At 53.9% G+C, this 18,403-nt stretch carries 19 protein-coding genes; 9 read left to right on the forward strand and 10 right to left on the reverse strand.

Annotated features, from left to right (window positions below; all coding sequences use genetic code 11):
* Positions 1-518: 518 nt before the first annotated feature.
* The 4 genes from miaA to tsaE are packed head-to-tail and all read right to left on the reverse strand — an operon-like array spanning position 519 to position 5,218.
* Positions 519-1,475, reverse strand: a complete 957-nt coding sequence (gene miaA / locus B4C79_RS10825) for a tRNA (adenosine(37)-N6)-dimethylallyltransferase MiaA (protein WP_291741632.1) — start codon at positions 1,473-1,475, stop codon at positions 519-521.
* Positions 1,476-1,489: 14 nt separating this feature from the next.
* Positions 1,490-3,352, reverse strand: a complete 1,863-nt coding sequence (gene mutL, locus B4C79_RS10830) for a DNA mismatch repair endonuclease MutL (protein WP_291741629.1) — start codon at positions 3,350-3,352, stop codon at positions 1,490-1,492.
* A 30-nt stretch (positions 3,353-3,382) separates the two neighbouring features.
* Positions 3,383-4,687, reverse strand: coding sequence for an N-acetylmuramoyl-L-alanine amidase (locus B4C79_RS10835; RefSeq protein ID WP_371815390.1), 1,305 nt, complete (start codon positions 4,685-4,687; stop codon positions 3,383-3,385).
* Between the two features lie 45 nt (positions 4,688-4,732).
* Positions 4,733-5,218 (reverse strand): tRNA (adenosine(37)-N6)-threonylcarbamoyltransferase complex ATPase subunit type 1 TsaE, encoded by a 486-nt coding sequence (gene tsaE / locus B4C79_RS10840; protein ID WP_291739162.1) that lies wholly within the window; start codon positions 5,216-5,218, stop codon positions 4,733-4,735.
* Between tsaE and queG the strand changes: the two genes are divergently transcribed.
* Positions 5,217-6,302 (forward strand): tRNA epoxyqueuosine(34) reductase QueG, encoded by a 1,086-nt coding sequence (gene queG / locus B4C79_RS10845; RefSeq protein WP_291739163.1) that lies wholly within the window; start codon positions 5,217-5,219, stop codon positions 6,300-6,302. The genes tsaE and queG overlap by 2 nt on opposite strands.
* Positions 6,303-6,313: 11 nt before the next feature.
* Here queG and purM read toward each other — a convergent pair whose 3' ends face one another.
* Entirely contained in the window at positions 6,314-7,354 is a 1,041-nt protein-coding gene (gene purM / locus B4C79_RS10850; protein WP_291739164.1) for a phosphoribosylformylglycinamidine cyclo-ligase, read from the reverse strand.
* Positions 7,355-7,510: 156 nt separating this feature from the next.
* Between purM and B4C79_RS10855 the strand changes: the two genes are divergently transcribed.
* From B4C79_RS10855 to panD, 8 genes are all read left to right on the forward strand, one after another.
* Positions 7,511-8,206 carry an HdaA/DnaA family protein gene (locus tag B4C79_RS10855; protein ID WP_291739165.1) on the forward strand — a complete coding sequence of 232 codons (696 nt, stop codon included), beginning with the start codon at positions 7,511-7,513 and terminating at the stop codon, positions 8,204-8,206.
* Positions 8,187-8,852 (forward strand): HAD family hydrolase, encoded by a 666-nt coding sequence (locus tag B4C79_RS10860; protein ID WP_291739166.1) that lies wholly within the window; start codon positions 8,187-8,189, stop codon positions 8,850-8,852. Before B4C79_RS10855 ends, B4C79_RS10860 begins: the two co-directional genes overlap by 20 nt.
* Positions 8,849-10,297: a polynucleotide adenylyltransferase PcnB gene (gene pcnB / locus B4C79_RS10865; RefSeq protein ID WP_291739167.1), complete on the forward strand. Its 1,449-nt coding sequence runs from the start codon at positions 8,849-8,851 to the stop codon at positions 10,295-10,297. The genes B4C79_RS10860 and pcnB overlap by 4 nt, the downstream gene beginning before the upstream one ends.
* Positions 10,294-10,785, forward strand: coding sequence for a 2-amino-4-hydroxy-6-hydroxymethyldihydropteridine diphosphokinase (gene folK / locus B4C79_RS10870; protein ID WP_291739168.1), 492 nt, complete (start codon positions 10,294-10,296; stop codon positions 10,783-10,785). Before pcnB ends, folK begins: the two co-directional genes overlap by 4 nt.
* Positions 10,786-10,860: 75 nt before the next feature.
* Positions 10,861-11,502, forward strand: a complete 642-nt coding sequence (locus B4C79_RS10875) for a deoxynucleoside kinase (RefSeq protein ID WP_040513349.1) — start codon at positions 10,861-10,863, stop codon at positions 11,500-11,502.
* A gap of 25 nt (positions 11,503-11,527) precedes the next feature.
* Entirely contained in the window at positions 11,528-12,358 is an 831-nt protein-coding gene (gene panB, locus B4C79_RS10880; RefSeq protein WP_171100234.1) for a 3-methyl-2-oxobutanoate hydroxymethyltransferase, read from the forward strand.
* A gap of 7 nt (positions 12,359-12,365) precedes the next feature.
* A complete protein-coding gene (gene panC / locus B4C79_RS10885; protein ID WP_291739169.1) occupies positions 12,366-13,217 on the forward strand; it encodes a pantoate--beta-alanine ligase in 852 nt (283 codons plus the stop codon).
* Complete coding sequence (gene panD / locus B4C79_RS10890; protein ID WP_008251515.1) at positions 13,217-13,597, forward strand: aspartate 1-decarboxylase; 381 nt, start codon at positions 13,217-13,219, stop codon at positions 13,595-13,597. Before panC ends, panD begins: the two co-directional genes overlap by 1 nt.
* Before the next feature lie 22 nt (positions 13,598-13,619).
* Here the strand turns inward: panD and B4C79_RS10895 are convergent, their stop codons facing one another.
* The 5 genes from B4C79_RS10895 to fba form a co-directional block, all read right to left on the reverse strand.
* Entirely contained in the window at positions 13,620-14,651 is a 1,032-nt protein-coding gene (locus tag B4C79_RS10895) for an L-threonylcarbamoyladenylate synthase (RefSeq protein ID WP_291739170.1), read from the reverse strand.
* Positions 14,638-15,813, reverse strand: a complete 1,176-nt coding sequence (locus B4C79_RS10900; protein WP_291739171.1) for a 5-(carboxyamino)imidazole ribonucleotide synthase — start codon at positions 15,811-15,813, stop codon at positions 14,638-14,640. Before B4C79_RS10900 ends, B4C79_RS10895 begins: the two co-directional genes overlap by 14 nt.
* A 16-nt stretch (positions 15,814-15,829) precedes the next feature.
* Complete coding sequence (gene purE / locus B4C79_RS10905) at positions 15,830-16,351, reverse strand: 5-(carboxyamino)imidazole ribonucleotide mutase (RefSeq protein ID WP_008251518.1); 522 nt, start codon at positions 16,349-16,351, stop codon at positions 15,830-15,832.
* A gap of 4 nt (positions 16,352-16,355) precedes the next feature.
* Entirely contained in the window at positions 16,356-17,252 is an 897-nt protein-coding gene (locus tag B4C79_RS10910) for a phosphoribosylaminoimidazolesuccinocarboxamide synthase (protein WP_291739172.1), read from the reverse strand.
* An 86-nt stretch (positions 17,253-17,338) separates the two neighbouring features.
* On the reverse strand, positions 17,339-18,403 hold the full coding sequence (gene fba, locus B4C79_RS10915) for a class II fructose-bisphosphate aldolase (protein WP_105027056.1): 1,065 nt from the start codon (positions 18,401-18,403) through the stop codon (positions 17,339-17,341).

The raw sequence follows: 18,403 nt of genomic DNA on the forward strand, positions 1-18,403 counted from the left end.
AACCTGTTGATCCCTTGCTGAGCCTTGCGATGCCTGAGACCGGCCCTCCTAAACTGCGGGTCGGGTCCGTTCTCTGTCACCCATACTGGGCGACACCGGCCCTGCTCGGCACGCAAGGGCAGGTTTTCTTGAAGGCGAGGCGATCGAAACACCGCCGCCGACTGGGGAGCTGAACTTGCAATGGGTCACACGATGACCAGTCAGAAAACTTGCCGGCTTGGCGCGCAGAGACTAACGATCGCGCCCTGGCGCGAAAGCCAAGACCCGACCGTTACTTTTGGAGGGCTTGGCTTAGTACAGGATCAAGCCGACAAGCCGAAATGCCAAGTTTTCGGGCAGCGGTGACCCTGCAAGCTCAGCTCTCAACAAACCAGTCCAGTCCGACACAACTAACCCATGCCGAGTTGAGCAAATAACCGCAACGAACGGCGACCCTTCAAGCTCAGTTCCCAATAAACCAGTCCAGTGCAACACAGGCAACCCATGCCAGGTTGGCAAGAAACAGCCGCGACGAGCCGTCAAGGCAACAAAGCCTCGATCTGATTTTGTATCCAGGGTTTCACTGATTGAAGCCAATTTGACTGCAGTGGGTCAACCACTTCTTTGTTGGACGTTGAACGCAGCCAGGTAATTTGCCGTTTGGCCAATTGGCGTGTAGCAGCAACACCCCGGTCTATCATTTCCTGCCGAGTGCAATGGCCGTGCAAATGCTCCCACACTTGCCTGTACCCCACACAACGCATCGAAGGCATGCTGTCATCCAATACGTAATTGTGACGAAGCTCAATGACCTCCTCAACAAGGCCCTGCTCCAGCATGTTCAGAAAACGCGACTCAATGCGCTTGTGCAATACAGACCGGTCAGAGGGTTCGATAGCCAGGGTGGGAATTTGCAAATCGGCCTGCTGATCCCGCTGATGAAAGCTTGAAAGTGGCTGGCCGGTAATTTGAAAAACCTCCAGTGCGCGCTGCAAACGCTGGGAGTCATTGGGCTTTAAGCGCTGGGCTGTAACGGGGTCTACTTCGGCAAGGCGGGCGTGAATGGCGGGCCAGCCCTGCTCCAGGGCCTGTTGTTCTATGGCTTGGCGAATTTCAGCATTGGCGGCAGGAAGGTCGTCCATGCCGCTGACCAGTGTTTTGTAATACATCATTGTGCCGCCCAAAATAACAGGCACTTTGCCTCGCGCACGGATATCCGCAATAAGTGCGTGGCATTGAACAACAAATTCAGCGGCGCTAAAAGTGTCGCTTGGCGTGATGATATCGATCAGGTGGTGCGGCACCAAAGCCAGTTCTTGCGGGGTGGGTTTGGCAGTGCCGATGTTCATGTCCCGAAACACCAGTGCCGAGTCGAGGCTGATAATTTCTATCGGGAACCCCTGATCAGCCATCCACAAGCCCAAGGCAGACTTGCCGGATGCCGTGGGCCCAAGTACAGCCAGGGCGGGAATAGCGCCAATGCTCACGTGATTCACGCCCCCCCCTTGCTCTATTGGCCGCGCAAAAACCACTTGTCCATTTCAGACAAACTGAAATGACGCCATGTGGGCCTGCCATGGTTGCATTGATCCGACCGTTCGGTGCGCTCCATGGAACGCAACAGCGCATTCATTTCAGTAACGGTGAGCTTTCTGTTTGCACGCACTGCGGTGTGGCAGGCCAAGCCAGCAAGCCATTCATTGCGCTGGCGTTCAAGCACATGCGCCACGCCGTACTGGTGCAAGTCTTCAAGCCACTGTTGCAGCAATGCAGACAAATCCTGACCCGCCAACATGGTGGGCACGGCGCGCACCGCGATTTCCTGAGTTGAAATGAGACTCAAGCGAAAACCCAGTTTTTCCCAAAGGTGCTGACCATTGTCGACTTCACTGGCCAGGCGCGGATCAATTTGCACCAACAAGGGCACCAATAACTCTTGAGAAGAAATGGTTTGCTGATTGTCCAGCGCATTCTTGAACTGCTCATAGAGCACACGCTCATGGGCTGCATGCATATCGACCACCACCATGCCATCGGGACGCAAAGCGAGAATGTAAATGCCGTGTACCTGCGCAATCGCCTGTCCCAAATACTCCGACAATTCGGCATGATCGGCCGCTTGGCTTGGCCGGCTTTCTTGCACTAAGGGTCGCGGTGTAATTGCAGTGGGGCGCGGCGCGGATTCAATCGGCCGATAGGCTTGAATATAATCGGCAAGCTCCTCCCGCAGGAAAGGAAGCGCTGCACTTTTTGCCTGAACCTGAACCACTGGCGAGGAAGCGCTGGACGCCCTCCACACATTGCCGTTGCCTGACACTGAGGGCGTTACAGAAGGTGCCCCGACCTCAACGCTTGCGGACGAATCACTGAGAGGAGCGACAGCCCTGGAAGGAGCCAGACAGGCCTGAATCGATTGACGCACCCATTGATGCACTGCCCGCGCGTTTCGGAATCGCACCTCGGTTTTTGCGGGGTGCACGTTCACGTCTACCTCGTTGGCTGGCAAATTCAAAAAAAGCACAAAGGCCGGAAATTTGTCGCCATGAAGCACATCTTCATAGGCTGACCGGACCGCGTGCCCAATCAGTTTGTCTTTCACAAAGCGGCCATTGACATAGAAAAACTGCATATCGCCTTTCCCGCGGGCCGCGTCGGGCAGGCCAACCGCACCATGCAATTGCATATCGGCAGTTTGGACGTCAATTGGCTTGGAAGCGCCATTGGCCATGGTTTCGAGAATGCTGAAGACCCGAGCACTCCAGCTGCTTTCCTGAAAACGGCTTTGTAATTTGCCATCGCGATACACCAGCCAAGTGACCGAGGGGTTGGCCAATGCCATGCGTTTAACGACGTCCAGACACTGAAAAAACTCAGTTTGCTCTGTTTTCAGAAACTTGCGGCGCGCGGGTGTGCTGAAGTAAAGCGATTGCACATCGACTGTGGTACCAGGGCTTGCCGATGAGGGCTCGACAAGCCACCGCCCACTTTGGTTACTGATGCTGTATGCGCATTCCTGACCTTTCGGATAACTGCTCAGCGCAAACTGACTTACCGAAGCAATGGAGGCCAAAGCCTCTCCTCGAAAGCCGAGGCTCATCACACTTTCAAGTTCACTCAGCGATTGAATTTTTGAAGTGGCATGGCGTGTGACTGCCAACTCGAGTTCGTCTTTCGGTATGCCTTTGCCGTTGTCCTGAATGCAAATTCGTTGAATACCGCCACCATCGATGCGAATGGTGATCTCAGACGCACCAGCGTCCAAGGCATTCTCCAGCAGTTCTTTGACAACCGACGCCGGACGATCAACCACTTCGCCTGCGGCAATTTGGCTGATCAATACATCGGGCAACAGGGAAATCGGGCGGTGGCTCATCCACTTATTATAAGTGGCAGCGCGCCCGGTTTAGGTTAGGGGAGTGCGGGCAACAGGAGGGTTCTTGGCGAAGTAATTTGCAATACCCTTGGCGATCGCTTCAGCCAATTCTTGTTGATGGGCTGGGTTGGCCAGTTTTTTCTCCTCATCCGGGTTGCTGATGAAGGCTGTTTCAATGAGGATGGAGGGAATATCAGGCGCCTTCAGTACGGCAAACCCCGCCTGTTCCACACGCGGCTTGTGCAATCGATTCACCTTACCCAAGTTACCGAGAACCGCATCGCCCAACTTCAAGCTGTCATTGATTTGAGCGGTGGTCGACAAATCGAGCAGTACGCGGGCCAGTTGCGAATCGGTGCCTTTGATATTGACCCCACCGATTAAATCAGAGGCATTCTCCTTGTTGGCGATCCACTTCGCGGCAGTGCTGGTAGCACCTCGTTCGGATAGAACATACACCGACGATCCGCCCGCAGTGGGACGAATGAAGGCATCTGCATGCACAGACACAAACAGGTCAGCATTCACGCTGCGGGCCTTTTGCACACGTGTATTCAAAGGCACAAAAAAGTCACCGTTGCGAGTCAACATGGCCCGCATGCCCGGCATTTTGTCAATTTCTGCCTTCAGTTTTTTGCTGATGGCCAACACCACATTTTTCTCGTAGGTGCCCCCTTTGCCAACCGCACCGGGGTCTTCACCGCCATGGCCAGGATCGATGGCAACCGTGATCATTCGTCTCAGCTCTGGTGCCGGCTTCTTCTCAACGGGTGCATTGGGCTGTGCCTTGGCGACTTCGGTTCTGCTGGCACCTTTTTCTGGCGCCACACCTTCCAGCTTTAAAGTGCCGTTTGTTTCTGATTCGGCCAAACGCAAAGCACGGGAAATCTCATCTTCCCGCATGGCCGGGTCTTCAGACTTTTTCAGCAAAGCCAGCAAAGGATCTGCCGGATTCTTGGGATAAAAATCAACGACAAATCGATTTTGATACTCGGCAATTGGATCAATCGTGAAAATTTCTGGTTTGACTTCTGCTTTCAGATCGAACACCAGTCGCACGGTGTTCGCATCGTATTGCCCGACACGAATTTGTTGCACATAAGGGTCTTCGGGATGCAGGCGACTGGTGAGGTCTTTCAGGGTGTTGTCGAGTCGCATGTCAAGCAAATCGATCACCATGCGCCAGGGATTCTCAATCAGGAAGTGTTTGTACTTGATCGCGCCTGCGTGCTCTAGCGTTACCCGTGTGTATTCATCTGCGGGCCACAGGCGCACATCCACAAACTTCACCTGGTCAGCAGCAAAAGCGCCCACAGGCATTAGTTTCAGAAGCATTCCTGCCCCAACGGTTTTCAACAAGTCGCGACGCGAATTCATAGGCTATTGTTGTTCGTTCAGTTGTTTTACCAAATACTGCCCGTCTGGCGACAGGGCCCTCACCTCGATGTGTCGCCCTGTTGTTTCAGGGTTCGCGTGTTGGTGATAACTCAGGTGAATTTCGATATCCGCTTGAGGAAGCAGGCCGCCAGCCTTCTCGGGCCATTCGACCAAACAAATGGCATTTTCCTCAAAGTAATCACGAAAACCGGATTCTTCCCACTCATTCTGATCGAAGAATCGATAAAAATCAAAGTGATACACAGAATAATTCGAGAAATTGTAAGGTTCTACCAACGCATAGCTGGGACTTTTAACCGCACCCTGCACTCCCAAAGCCCGCAAAAACGCCCGCACCAATGCTGTTTTACCTGCACCCAATGGGCCGGAAAGGTAGATGCGAAGCGGCGCTTGCGCAAGTTTGGCGAGCTTTTCCCCTACACTGTGGGTTGCGGCGTCGTCGGGTAAATAGCGGGTATAAGTTTTCATGCAGGCTCATCAAGAACAAGAGAACTGGGCATTGTTGCAACGTGTGGCCAAAACACAGGGTTTGGGCTGCATGGGTGTCAGCGACACCCATTTGCAGGCCTGTGAGCCACATTTGCAAACCTGGCTAAACCAGGGCATGCACGGCGAAATGGCCTACATGGAGCGCCACGGACTGAATCGCCTGAATGCAGACACCCTGTTTCCCGGTGCGATTCGAATCGTATCACTGCGTGTGCCTTACGTACCTGAAACAACGCTGAACCAGCCTGATGCGACGACATTCACCGAGAAAACCCTGATGGAAATCGAAGCCCACAACAAACCCTATGTGAGTTTGTATGCGCGCGGGCGCGATTATCACAAGGTGATACGCCAGCGCCTGAAACGGTTCGCCGATGCCGTGAATTCCGAGGTAGGTGGATTCGGGTTTCGTGTCGCTGTGGACAGCGCTCCCACTGCTGAAGTGGAAATTGCACGCAAGGCTGGCTTGGGCTGGCGAGGCAAACACACTTTGCTTATTCACCCCGAGGAAGGTTCGCTGTTTTTTTTAGGTGAAGTATTCACGAACATGCCTTTGCCGCTGAGTGGTGAATTTGGCAAGAACCACTGTGGTACGTGTACCAGCTGCATCACAGCCTGCCCTACCCGCGCAATTGTGAAACCCTACCAGGTGGATGCCCGGCTGTGCATTTCTTACCTGACGATTGAGCACGACAGCGAAATACCCCTTGAACTTCGCCCACTCGTGGGCACCCGAATTTATGGTTGCGACGACTGCCAATTGGCATGCCCGTGGAACAAGTTCGCCAAGCCTGCGCAATACGCTGACTTCAATCCGCGCGCCGAGTTTGAAAAACCCGACTGGTTTGCCATGATGCGCTGGACTGAGCAGGAGTTTTTAAGAATAACCGAGGGCAGCGCCATTCGCCGGATTGGCTACAAGCGGTTTAGAAGAAATTTGGCAGTGGCCGCAGGCAATAGTGTGGGTGTTGTTGGCATGCGTGAGGCGCTGCTCGAAATGCGCTCAAGCGCCGATGCATTCCTGATGGAACACATCGACTGGGCTTTATCCCGGCTTGATTAGTCGGTGAACACTTATTTTGCAGGTCGAACAATGGTGTGTGCTTCGCCCTCAACACGCGGGCGTACCACGCCCACTTGATACACCTTTTCACCCGCTGCGCTTAACAAATCCATTGCAGCCTTGGCTCGTTCTGCGGGCAACACCACAACCATGCCAATGCCACAGTTGAACACGCGGTTCATTTCATCAAACGGCACCTGACCGTTTTGCTGCAACCACTTGAACAAATCCGTTTCTGGCCAGGTACCACGGTCGAGCTCAGCCACCAAATTGTCGGGTAACACACGGGGAATGTTTTCGACCAAACCACCACCAGTGATGTGGGCCAGCGCATGAACCGGCACCTTCTTGATCAACTCAAGCACAGGCTTCACATACATCCGCGTTGGGGCCATGATGGCCTCGCGCAAGGGCATGCCATCGCAAAGCTGGGTTAAATCGGGTTGGGCACGTTCCAGAATTTTGCGCACCAACGAAAAACCATTGGAGTGAATGCCATTGGACGCGAGGCCCAAAATAACATCGCCGGCCTTCACCTTGCTGGCATCCAGAATTTCGGATTTTTCAACAATGCCTACCGCAAAACCAGCCAAGTCATATTCACCGTCGGGATACATGCCGGGCATTTCAGCGGTTTCGCCACCAATGAGCGCGCAACCCGCTTGTTCACAACCATAGGCAATACCGCCCACTACACTTGCGGCTGTTTTAACGTCCAGTTTGCCGCATGCAAAGTAATCGAGAAAATAAAGGGGCTCTGCGCCTTGAACCAAAATATCGTTGGCACTCATGGCCACCAAATCAATACCCACGGTGTTGTGAATGTTCCACTCAAAGGCCAGACGCAACTTGGTACCCACACCATCGGTGCCGGAGACGAGCACGGGTTCTTTGTACCCTTTGGGTACTTCGAACATGGCGCCAAAACCGCCAATACCAGCCAGCACACCTGGGCGCATGGTGCGCTTTGCCATGGGTTTGATTGCATCAACCAGATCATCACCGGCTTGCATGTCAACGCCGGCGTCTTTGTAGGTCAAGGGAGAATTCATTGAAATTCGGTCCGAAAAATTGTGGTGCTGGGTTGCTTGCTTCAGGTTTGTGGCCACAAGCGCGAGTCGGTGTATTTTAACCGAGACAGGGCGTAAAAAGTGTTATTCAAGGGTATTATTGGGAGCTGCTCGATTCCCCCCGCTTTGGCAATGCCCATGCAACAGTTGCTTCTCGATGTGTTCACGCCCCCCAGGCCGACACTGTCCAACTTTCTGGTTGGGCAGAACGGTCAGCTTGTGCATGAACTGCGAGAACTGATCAACATGAAGGGAACCAGTCCGTTTGTGTACATCTACGGACCTTCAGGTTGCGGAAAAAGTCATTTGCTGCGGGGCGTGGCCAGCCAACTGGGAGTAAATGTATTTGCCGGCGGCAATCGCTTTGTGTTCAAGCCCGGCGAACAGGCCTTGGTGATCGACAACATTGACCGCCTGACCCCGTACTCCCAGGTGCAATTGTTCAATGCGTTCAATTCAAGCATGGCCGAGAACAAACCCGGTAAAATCGTGTTGGCGGGTGAGCACCCCACCACCGAACTGAAACTGCGTGATGACTTGCGCACACGCATTGAAGCTGGCTTGTGCTTGCGCGTGCACCCGTTGAGCGATCAGGAAAAACATGCGGCACTGCAAGCCATGGCGAAATCGCGGGGCCTGCAGTTAAGTGAAGAGGTCATTGAGTACGCACTTCGCTATTTCCAGCGTGACATGGGCTCGCTGATGGCGGTGATGGACGGGCTGGATCGCTTTTCCCTTGAACAACAAAAACCAGTGAGCGTGAATTTGCTGCGCCACTGGATGAAACGACGAGAAAGTCTGGTAATTCGAGAATATGAAACTCGCACTGTTTGACCTGGACAACACCCTGTTGCCCATTGACTCCGACCATGGATGGTCGCAATTCCTCATCAACAAAGGTGTGCTGGACCGGGCCGAATTTGAGGCGCGCAACAATCAGTTTTTTGCGGACTACAAAGCAGGCACGCTGAACATCGACGAGTTTCTGGACTTTCAATTGCGCCCGCTGCGCGACAACAAACGTGCACAACTGGCGGCTTGGCACAATGAGTTCATGGCTGAAGTCATTCGACCCAACTTGAAACCAAGCGCCATTAAGCTGGTAAAACAGCACCAGGCGGACAATGCCGTGTGCGTGATCATTACGGCCACCAACAGCTTTATTACCCAACCAATTGCACAGGCATTCGGTATTGAAGCCCTGATCGCAACCGAGCCCGAATTGGTCGATGGTGAATACACTGGCAAGGTCACTGGTGTGCCCAGTTTCAGGGAGGGCAAAGTGACAAGGCTGAACGACTGGTTGGCCGCGAAGAACTGGACTTTGAGCAGCTTTGAGAGCAGTTACTTTTACAGCGACTCCATCAATGACCTGCCCCTTCTGGAATGCGTAAGCCACCCAGTTGCAGCAAACCCCGACAACAAACTGGCTGAAATTGCACAAACACGCGGCTGGCCTGTCCTTGAGTTGTTCAAATGATCAAGAAACTGTTTAAACGGATGTTTTCCAAGCCGGCCACGCTGGGGCGTGAAACCCCGGGGCCAGCTGCGCACTTGAACCTGGGGACACCCAAGAAAGTGAAAGCAAGCTACGGCGTGCACAAACCCAAGGTGTGGGGTGTGGCCGAGCACAAAATTGATCGCCGCCTGGTTAGCCACAATGCGATCCGCGTGTGCGAAACCTTGCAAAGCAAGGGTTACAAAGCCTTTGTTGTGGGCGGTGCCGTGCGCGATTTGCTCTTGGGCATGCGTCCCAAAGACTTCGACGTGGCCACTGACGCAAGCCCTGAACAAACCCAAAGACTGTTTCGCCGCGCACGGGTCATTGGCAGGCGCTTTCAAATTGTGCACGTGATGTTTGGCCCTGAAACCATTGAAACATCAACCTTCAGAGCCCTGGCCAGTGCAAGCAACGAGAAAGATGAGCACGGCAGGGTGCTGCGCGACAATGAATTCGGGCGGCAAGACGAAGACGCCTCAAGGCGCGACTTCACCGTGAACGCCATGTACTACGACCCCAGCACGGAAACCGTGTGGGACTACCACCATGGCATGGAAGACCTGCGTGCGCGCGTGCTGCGCATGATTGGAGAGCCAAGCCTGCGCTACCGCGAAGACCCGGTTCGAATGCTGCGTGTGGTGCGTTTTGCAGCCAAACTGAATTTCGAGATTGAACCAGCCACCTACGCGCCCATCGCCGAGTTGTCTGACTTGCTGCGCAATGTGCCTGCCTCGCGGCTGTTTGATGAAATGCTGAAGCTGCTGATGAGCGGCTCGGCCATGGCCTGCTTGAAAGGTTTGCGAGAGGCTGGATTGCATCATGGTGTATTTCCCTTGCTCGATGCAATTCTGGAGCACCAACGCGGTGAACCCTTCCTGACCGAGGCTTTGGCCCGCACCGACAAACGCGTAAAAGAAGGCAAGCCACTCAGCCCTGGCTTCCTGTTTGCCTGCTTGTTGTGGCATTTGGTGCTTGAAAACTGGGAGAAGAAACTTGAACAGGGGGAACTGAAATTCCCGGCACTGTTTGCCGCGATGGACGATGTACTGGCCGAACAGGCCGAACGCACGGCCATTCCACGTCGCCTAACCGGCGACATGCGTGAAATTTGGGCATTTCAACCACGTTTCGAAAAACGTGCCGGCAAGGCGCCATTCCGCATGCTGGAGCAACAGAAATTCCGGGCATCGCTCGATTTCTATGAATTGCGTGCCATGGTGGGCGATGTAGACGCCGATGTTGAATTGGCCGAATGGTGGCGCGAATTCAGCGATGGCGATGTGAACAACCGCCAAAACATGCTGGACGCCCTGCGCGGAACACCCGCAGGTACCGATGGAGCAGCCAAGAAAAAACGTCGGCGCAGAAAACCCAAACCAGGCGCAGGTGCGATTGGTGCTGGCCAGGGCCAGCAGGGCGAGTGAACCACGAAGTGAGCCATACACTGTGCTATTTGGGCTTGGGTGGCAACTTGGGGCATCCCATGGCCTTGTTCGATGAAGTAATTGACTATTTCCGAGCCCATTCTTGCGCCAAGGCAGTGCGGGAATCTCTGCGTTTTGAGAGTGCCCCTGTGGATGCCACAGGTCCGAACTATGTGAACTCCGTGCTGGAATTGATGTGGCAAGGCAATGCCGAACAACTATTACATACATGTATGGCCATTGAGTCACAATTGGGGCGGGTTCGTACCACGCGTAATGCCCCACGCCCCATCGACGTGGATGTGCTCTTGTTTGGCCAGCAAACCGTTAATACCTCACAGCTTAAAGTGCCTCACCCCCGCATGCACTTGCGGCGTTTTGTGCTGGATCCGTTGCTGCAGTTAAACCCGGAAATCGAGATTCCCGGCCTGGGCCCAGCGAAAAATCATTTGCCGGGCACGCTGGATCAGATCGTCAAGGCAATTTGAACTTTTTTTCCAATACCAGCTTCACCCCTGCGCTACACTGAGGCCGCGCGCAAGCCACCCACCGGAGAGTAAAACTTGTTGTCAGAAAAGTATCGCCACATCGTGATTGAAGGCCCAATTGGCGTGGGGAAAACCTCGCTGGCCCGACTGATCGCCCAGCGATTTCAGGCAGAGCTGTTGCTCGAGAAGCCTGAAGACAATCCGTTTCTTGAGAAGTTTTACCAAGAACCTGCACGTTATGCCCTGCCCACCCAATTATTTTTTTTGTTTCAGCGCATTGGGCAACTGAGGGATTTAACCCAGCGGGACTTTTTCGAAAACATGGTGGTCAGTGACTTTCTGCTGGAAAAAGACCGAATGTTTGCCAGCCTGACGCTGGACGAAGAAGAACTGAAGCTTTACCAGCAAATTTACCAGCACCAAAGCCCTCAAACCAGCGTGCCTGATTTGGTCATTTACCTGCAAGCCTCGCCACAGGCACTGATTGAACGGGTGCAAAAACGCGCAACGCCCTATGAGGTGAACATTACCGAGGCGTATTTGTCCCAGTTAAGCGATGCATACAGCCGGTTTTTTTACCACTACGACGACGCACCCTTGTTGATTGTGAACACCGAGCATTTAAACCCGGTTGATCATTCCGAAGATTTTGATTTGTTGTTAAACCAGATTGACGGGATGAAAGGTCGACGCGAGTTTTTCAACTGGTCTGAGTAAGACACACCCCACAAGAGAGCACACCATGAGCGCACAACCCCAAGCCGCTGCCAACAGCACCCGCAAGGCTGTTACCTTGCCCGCGTTGCTTGAGATGAAAAAAAATCAGGAAAAAATCGCCATGCTGACCTGCTACGACGCCTGCTTTGCCAGCGTGCTCGATGCAAGCGGCGTGGATGTTTTGTTGATTGGCGACTCTTTGGGCATGGTACTGGCTGGCATGCCCAGCACCCTGCCTGTGACCATGGACATGATGGAGTACCACACACGTTGTGTAGCCGCTGGCAACAAGAATGCATTTGTGGTGGCCGACATGCCGTTTGGCAGCTACCAGGAAAGCGTGGAGCAGGCCTACCGCAATGCCGCCAGGCTGATGGCAGCAGGCGCGAACATGGTGAAACTCGAAGGCACTGCATGGCTGGCCCCGACCGTTGAATACCTGACCACACGCGACATTCCTGTGTGTGCCCATTTGGGCCTGACGCCGCAATCGGTCAGTGCGCTGGGTGGTTATCGCGTGCAGGGCCGCGATGCCAAAGCCGCGAAAATACTGAAAACCAATGCCAAGGCCATGCAAGAGGCTGGCGCCCAAATGGTGCTGTTTGAACTGATTCCGGGCAAACTTGCGGCCGACATTTCCAAAAGCCTGACGGTACCCACCATCGGCATTGGTGCCGGGGTTGATTGTGACGGACAAGTTTTGGTGCTACACGACATGTTGAATGTTTTTCCGGGCAAAAAACCGAAGTTTGTGCGCAATTTCATGGATAATCAGCCCTCGATTCAAGCTGCCGTGCAGGCCTATGTGTCTGCGGTGAAAGACAGAACCTTTCCCACAGCAGAACACACATTCTGAGTATTTGATGAGACAGATTTCTTCAATTTCCGAGCTGCGCGATCAACTGCGTGGCCAAAACCGGGTGGCTTTTGTGCCCACCATGGGCAATTTGCACGAGGGCCACATGTCCCTGATGCGAATTGCTGCCAAACACGGTGACCCCGTGGTCGCGAGCGTGTTTGTGAACCGTTTGCAGTTTGGCCCCAATGAGGATTTCGACAAGTACCCGCGCACCATGCAGGAAGATGCGGAAAAACTGGAAAAAGAACAGGTGTATGTGATGTTTGCGCCCACCGAGCGCGACCTGTACCCCGAGCCACAGGATTACCGTGTAAAGCCGCCCGATGACCTGGGTGGCACACTGGAAGGTGAATTTCGCCCTGGTTTTTTTGAAGGTGTCAGCACAGTAGTAACCAAGCTGTTTAATTGCGTGCAGCCCAAAGTGGCAGTTTTTGGCAAAAAAGACTACCAGCAGTTAATGATTATTCGGCGCTTGGTGGCCCAACTGGCCATGCCGATTGAAATTATCGCGGCGCCCACCGTGCGGGCCGAGGACGGCTTGGCGCTTTCGTCACGCAACCGTTACCTGAACGAGCAAGACCGTGCCGAAGCACCGTTTTTGTATCAACTTTTGAATGATCTCTCGAATCAGGTAAAATCGGGTCGCCCGAATTTGGACCAGTTGGTACAATTGGAGCGAAAATGCGCCGACACATTGGCAAGCCGTGGCTGGAAGCCCGATTATTTTGAGGTACGCAGGCAATCAGACCTGCAGCGCCCCACCGATGAAAACCTGTCCGATCAAACGCCGCTGGTTATACTGGCCGCGGCCAAGCTGGGTCAAACCCGCCTGATCGACAATCTGGAGATTGACTAATGCATCGTGAGATGTTGCTCGGAAAAATTCACCGAGCCAAAGTAACCCACTGCGAACTGCACTATGAAGGTTCTTGCGCGATTGATGAAAACCTTCTCGAAGCGTCGGGCATTATTGAATTTCAGCGCATCGACATTTACGTGATCGACAATGGCGAGCGTTTTTCAACTTATGCCATCAAGGGCGAGCGCGGAAGCGGCATGATTTCCCTGAATGGTGCGGCTGCACGCCGTGCTCAAAAGGGTGACTTGGTAATTATTGCGGCCTATGGCACGCTGGATGATCAGGAGTGCAAAACATTCCAGCCCAAGCTGGTGTTTGTGGATGACAACAATGTGATTGCCGAGCAGCGCGGGCACATTCCAACCCAGCAAATGTAATTAAACCAAGCAGCGTGGCAACTCAGGCGGAAGCGCGTTTCAAGCGGTCGTTGACCGCTTCCCATTCCTGATTTTGCCCTGGCCTTTCGAACAACAATTGTTTGCAGGCCAATTCGTCAGCCTGTCTCAATGTCGCGTACAGTGCTTTGGCTACCTCTGCTGGTTTGTCACTCAAAGCTTCAACCAACACTTCCCCGAACTTTTCTCGCAGTGCGTCGGCTTGCGCCAGGAATTCATCGGTCCAGCCCACACACAAGGTTTTATTCTGCAACTGCAGAGCAGCCAATTCACTGGCCTGCAATACCCACACTTTGGCATCCGGGCTGTAGTGCTTTTCAAGCGCCCCTGAAACCCGTGGGTTGGCATTTGGGGTTTTCGAAACCTCAACATGACTTTTCACGGGTACGCCCAGCACCGCCTCTATTTGTGCAGCAGTAATGGCACCCGGCCGAAGTATGGCGGGTTGCTCTTCAAGCAGTGAGACGATGGTGGATTCAATGCCCACTTCGGGCACATCGCCATCAAGAATGAACGGAATTCGATCGCCAAGCTCGGCAAGTACATGGCTTGCGCGTGTGGGGCTGACTTTGCCAAACCGGTTGGCGGAAGGCGCAGCCACTGGCACCCCAGTGGCCTTTAACAGCTTGATTGCAACCGGGTGGGAGGGGCAACGAATACCCACAGAATTCTGCCCGCCAGTCACTTCAAATGGCATGCGCTCACCTTTGGGGACCACTAAGGTTAGTGGACCAGGCCAAAAGGCATTCATCAACTTTTGCATGGTGGGGGTAAGCTCAGCCACCCAGCCGACCAAATTTGCGCCGGGAGCCACATGGGCTATCAGCGGGTGTTCAGTGGGCCGGCCCTTGGCTTTGAATATACCTTGAATGGCATCAAGCCTGGAAACGGCGGCGCCCAGGCCAAACACGGTCTCTGTTGGAAAAGCGACCAAGTGTCCGTTCTGAAGTGCTTGGGCACAACGCTGAATATTCGCATCACTGGCGGCCAACAGTTCGGCATGCATGTGAGGCATGCCGGAATCAGTCGTCGTCATCGCCAATGCCCAGAATATCCCGAACTTCTTGGGCAACCGCCAGGGCACGGTCAAGGGTTTCGGCGATCACCGTGATGTGGCCCATCTTGCGCCCAACCCTAGCCTGCTCTTTGCCATACAGGTGAAGTTTCACCTCGGGAATAGCCAATACTTTTTCCCAGGCAGGTTCGCGCGTGCTGCCGTCTTCGCCGTACCACAGATCACCCAACAAATTCACCATCACAGCCGGGCTGTGCTGGCGAGTGTCGCCCAAGGGCAAACCGGCAAGCACACGGGCCTGTTGTTCGAATTGACAGGTGACACAGGCATCGATGGAGTAATGACCACTGTTGTGGGGGCGCGGTGCAATTTCATTGACCACCAGGCCCAGATCATCGACAACAAAAAACTCGACACACAGCACCCCCACGTAATCAAGGGCGCCGGCGATGGAAATGGCGTTGGCGCGGGCTTGAGCAGCCATGGCATCATCAATGCGGGCAGGCACAATGGTGGTGGCCAGAATACCTTTGCGGTGGTGATTTTCAGCCACAGGAAAGGTGGCACATTCACCTTTGTGGTCACGCGCCACAATCACCGACATTTCCTTTTGCAGGTTGAGACGCTTTTCAAGCACACATTCAACTTCATTCAGATCGGCGAACGCCTTGCGTACCTCATCCAGCGTTTTCACACGAACCTGGCCCTTGCCGTCATAACCCAAACGGGCTGTTTTTACGATACCTGGCAGCAAATGCTCAAGATCATCGGTGATGTCAGTTGTGCTGCGTAGGGCCGCATGAGGTGCAACAGGCACGCCACAACCTGTGATGTAGGCTTTTTCTTCAATGCGGTTTTGCGCCACACCCACCGAGAAGGCCGACGGGCTGACTGGAATGCTTTTGGAAAGTGTATCCAGCGCCAAAGCAGGTACGTTTTCGAATTCGGTGGTGACACCCACGCAACGTTGGGCCAGGCGCGCCAGGCCTTGATCGTCCATGTAGTCGGCAAGCACCTGGTCGTCAGCGACTGAACCGGCAGGGCCGTTGGCGACCGGGTCGAGCACCAGCACTCGATAACCCATGCTTTGTGCGGCCATGCAGAACATGCGGCCCAATTGGCCACCGCCCAACAGACCCAGCCACTGGCCGGGTTTGGCTGTTTTGAATTCGATCTTGCTCATGTGTTTGGCTTAAAAATCAACGCAAAGGGGGCAGTTCCATTTCACGGGCCACATTGGACTGGCTCACGCGAAAATCCTGCAATTTCTGGTTTAGTTCAGTGTTGGTCAAGGCCAGAATGGCAACGGCACCCAGAGCGGCATTGGCTGCACCCGCCTCGCCAATGGCAAAGGTGTGCACCGGAATTCCCTTGGGCATTTGAACAATGGACAACAGGGAATCTTCTCCGCGCAGGTACTTGGAAGGTACAGGTACGCCCATGACCGGAACAATGGTTTTCGCTGCCAGCATGCCGGGCAGATGCGCCGCACCGCCAGCACCGGCAATGATCACCTGAATGCCACGGGTGGCCGCAGTTTCTGCGTAGGCAAACATTTCATCAGGCATTCGGTGCGCGGAAACCACACGGGCTTCATAGTCCACGCCAAAGTCGCGCAATACCTGCACGGCGTTTTTCATCACTTCCCAATCGGAAGACGAACCCATGACCACGCCCACTTTGGGATGGTCAGAGGTGTGCAGGTGTGTGGCTTCGTTCATGTGCTTATCCAATCCAAAGGCGGCCAGTCAAAATTTCATAGGCTTGACGATATTTGGCCGCTGTTTTGTCGATGATGTCTTGTGGCAGTGTAGGCGCTGGTGCCTTTTTGTTCCAGCCCGGTACGCTTTCCAGATAATCGCGTACAAACTGTTTGTCGTAAGAAGGTGGGGAAATGCCCACCTGGTACTGATCTGCAGGCCAAAAACGGGAGGAATCGGCAGTCAACACCTCATCCATCAAGGTCAAGGTGCCGTTTTCATCCAGCCCGAACTCAAACTTGGTGTCTGCAATAATAATGCCCTGGCGCGCCGCGTAGTCACTGGCCTTGGTGTATAAAGCAATTGACACATCGCGAATTTGCTTGGCGAGGTCACTGCCAACCACGTCGCTCATGGTGTCGAAATCAATATTCTCATCGTGCTCACCCATTGCTGCTTTGGTGGCTGGCGTGAAAATAGGCTCGTTCAATTTGGCAGCCATTTGCATGCCTGGGGGCAATTTGATGCCGCACACTGCGCCAGTGGCCTGGTAGTCTTTCCAGCCAGAACCGATCAGGTAACCACGCACCACGGCCTCGATTGGCAAAGCTTTCAGCTTTTTAACCACCATGGAGCGGCCCTTGATCTGGGGTGCTTCTTCAGCCGACACCACTGTTTCGGGAGCAATGCCGGTGAGGTGATTGGGCACTACGTCAGCCAGAATGTCGAACCAGAACTGAGCCATCTGGGTAAGCACCATGCCTTTTTCGGGAATGGGTTGATCCAGAATGACATCGAATGCAGACAGGCGGTCGCTGGCCACAATCAACATTTTGTCGTCGCCAACAGAGAAATTTTCCCGAACTTTGCCGCGGTGCAGCAAAGGCAGGGAAGTCAGCTTGGTTTCAAACACAGTACTCATTCAAATGGCCTCGTGGGATTCAGGCTTTAAAAATAAAACACGCGGGGCACAGCCCGCGTGAGCTTCAACAGGCTTTTGCTGACCGTTTATTGAACGATTTGCGCGAGTTCGCCTTTGGCGTATTTCTGTGCAATTTCGCTCATGGGGATCGGCTTGATTTTCGCGCCCTGCCCTTCACAACCAAATTCCATGTAACGCTGTTTGCAAATTTGCTTGGCCGCTTCACGCGCGGGTTTCAGCCACTCACGCGCGTCGAATTTGTCGGGGTTCTCGAACAAGAACTTACGCACCGCACCAGTCATGGCCAGACGAATATCGGTATCAATGTTGATTTTGCGCACACCATACTTGATGGCTTCCTGAATTTCCTCCACAGGCACACCGTAGGTTTCTTTCATCTTGCCGCCATACTGGTTGATGATGGCCAGCAATTCTGCGGGCACCGACGATGAACCGTGCATCACCAGGTGGGTATTTGGAATACGGGCATGAATTTCCTTCACGCGTGAAATGGCAAGAATATCGCCAGTGGGCTTGCGGCTGAACTTGTAGGCACCATGACTAGTACCAATGGCGATGGCCAAAGCGTCCAGTTGTGTGCCCTTGACAAACACGGCAGCCTCTTCGGGATCGGTCAGCATTTGGCTGTGATCCAGTTTACCCTCGGCGCCAATGCCATCTTCCTCGCCCGCTTCACCAGTTTCCAGGTTACCCAGGCAACCCAGTTCACCTTCCACTGTCACACCCACCTTGTGCGCCATGTCTACCACTTTGCGGGTCACTTCAAGGTTGTAGTCGAATGAAGCCGGTGTTTTGCCGTCTTCCATCAAAGAGCCATCCATCATGACCGAGCCAAAGCCCAGGTCGATTGCGCCCTGGCAAACCTTGGGGCTTGTGCCATGGTCTTGATGCATAACCAAAGGAATGTGCGGAAATGCTTCCACAGCCGCTTGAATGAGGTGCTTGATGAATGGCTCGCCTGCGTACTTGCGGGCACCCGCGCTGGCTTGAAGAATAACAGGCGCACCCACTTCATCAGCGGCGGCCATAACAGCCTGAACCTGTTCCAGATTGTTCACGTTGAAGGCGGGGATGCCATAGCCGTTTTCAGCGGCATGGTCCAGCAGTTGGCGCATGGATACGAGAGGCAT

Origin of the sequence: Limnobacter sp. UBA7229 (genome assembly GCF_002473065.1) — a bacterium.
Taxonomy (GTDB): domain Bacteria; phylum Pseudomonadota; class Gammaproteobacteria; order Burkholderiales; family Burkholderiaceae_B; genus Limnobacter; species Limnobacter profundi.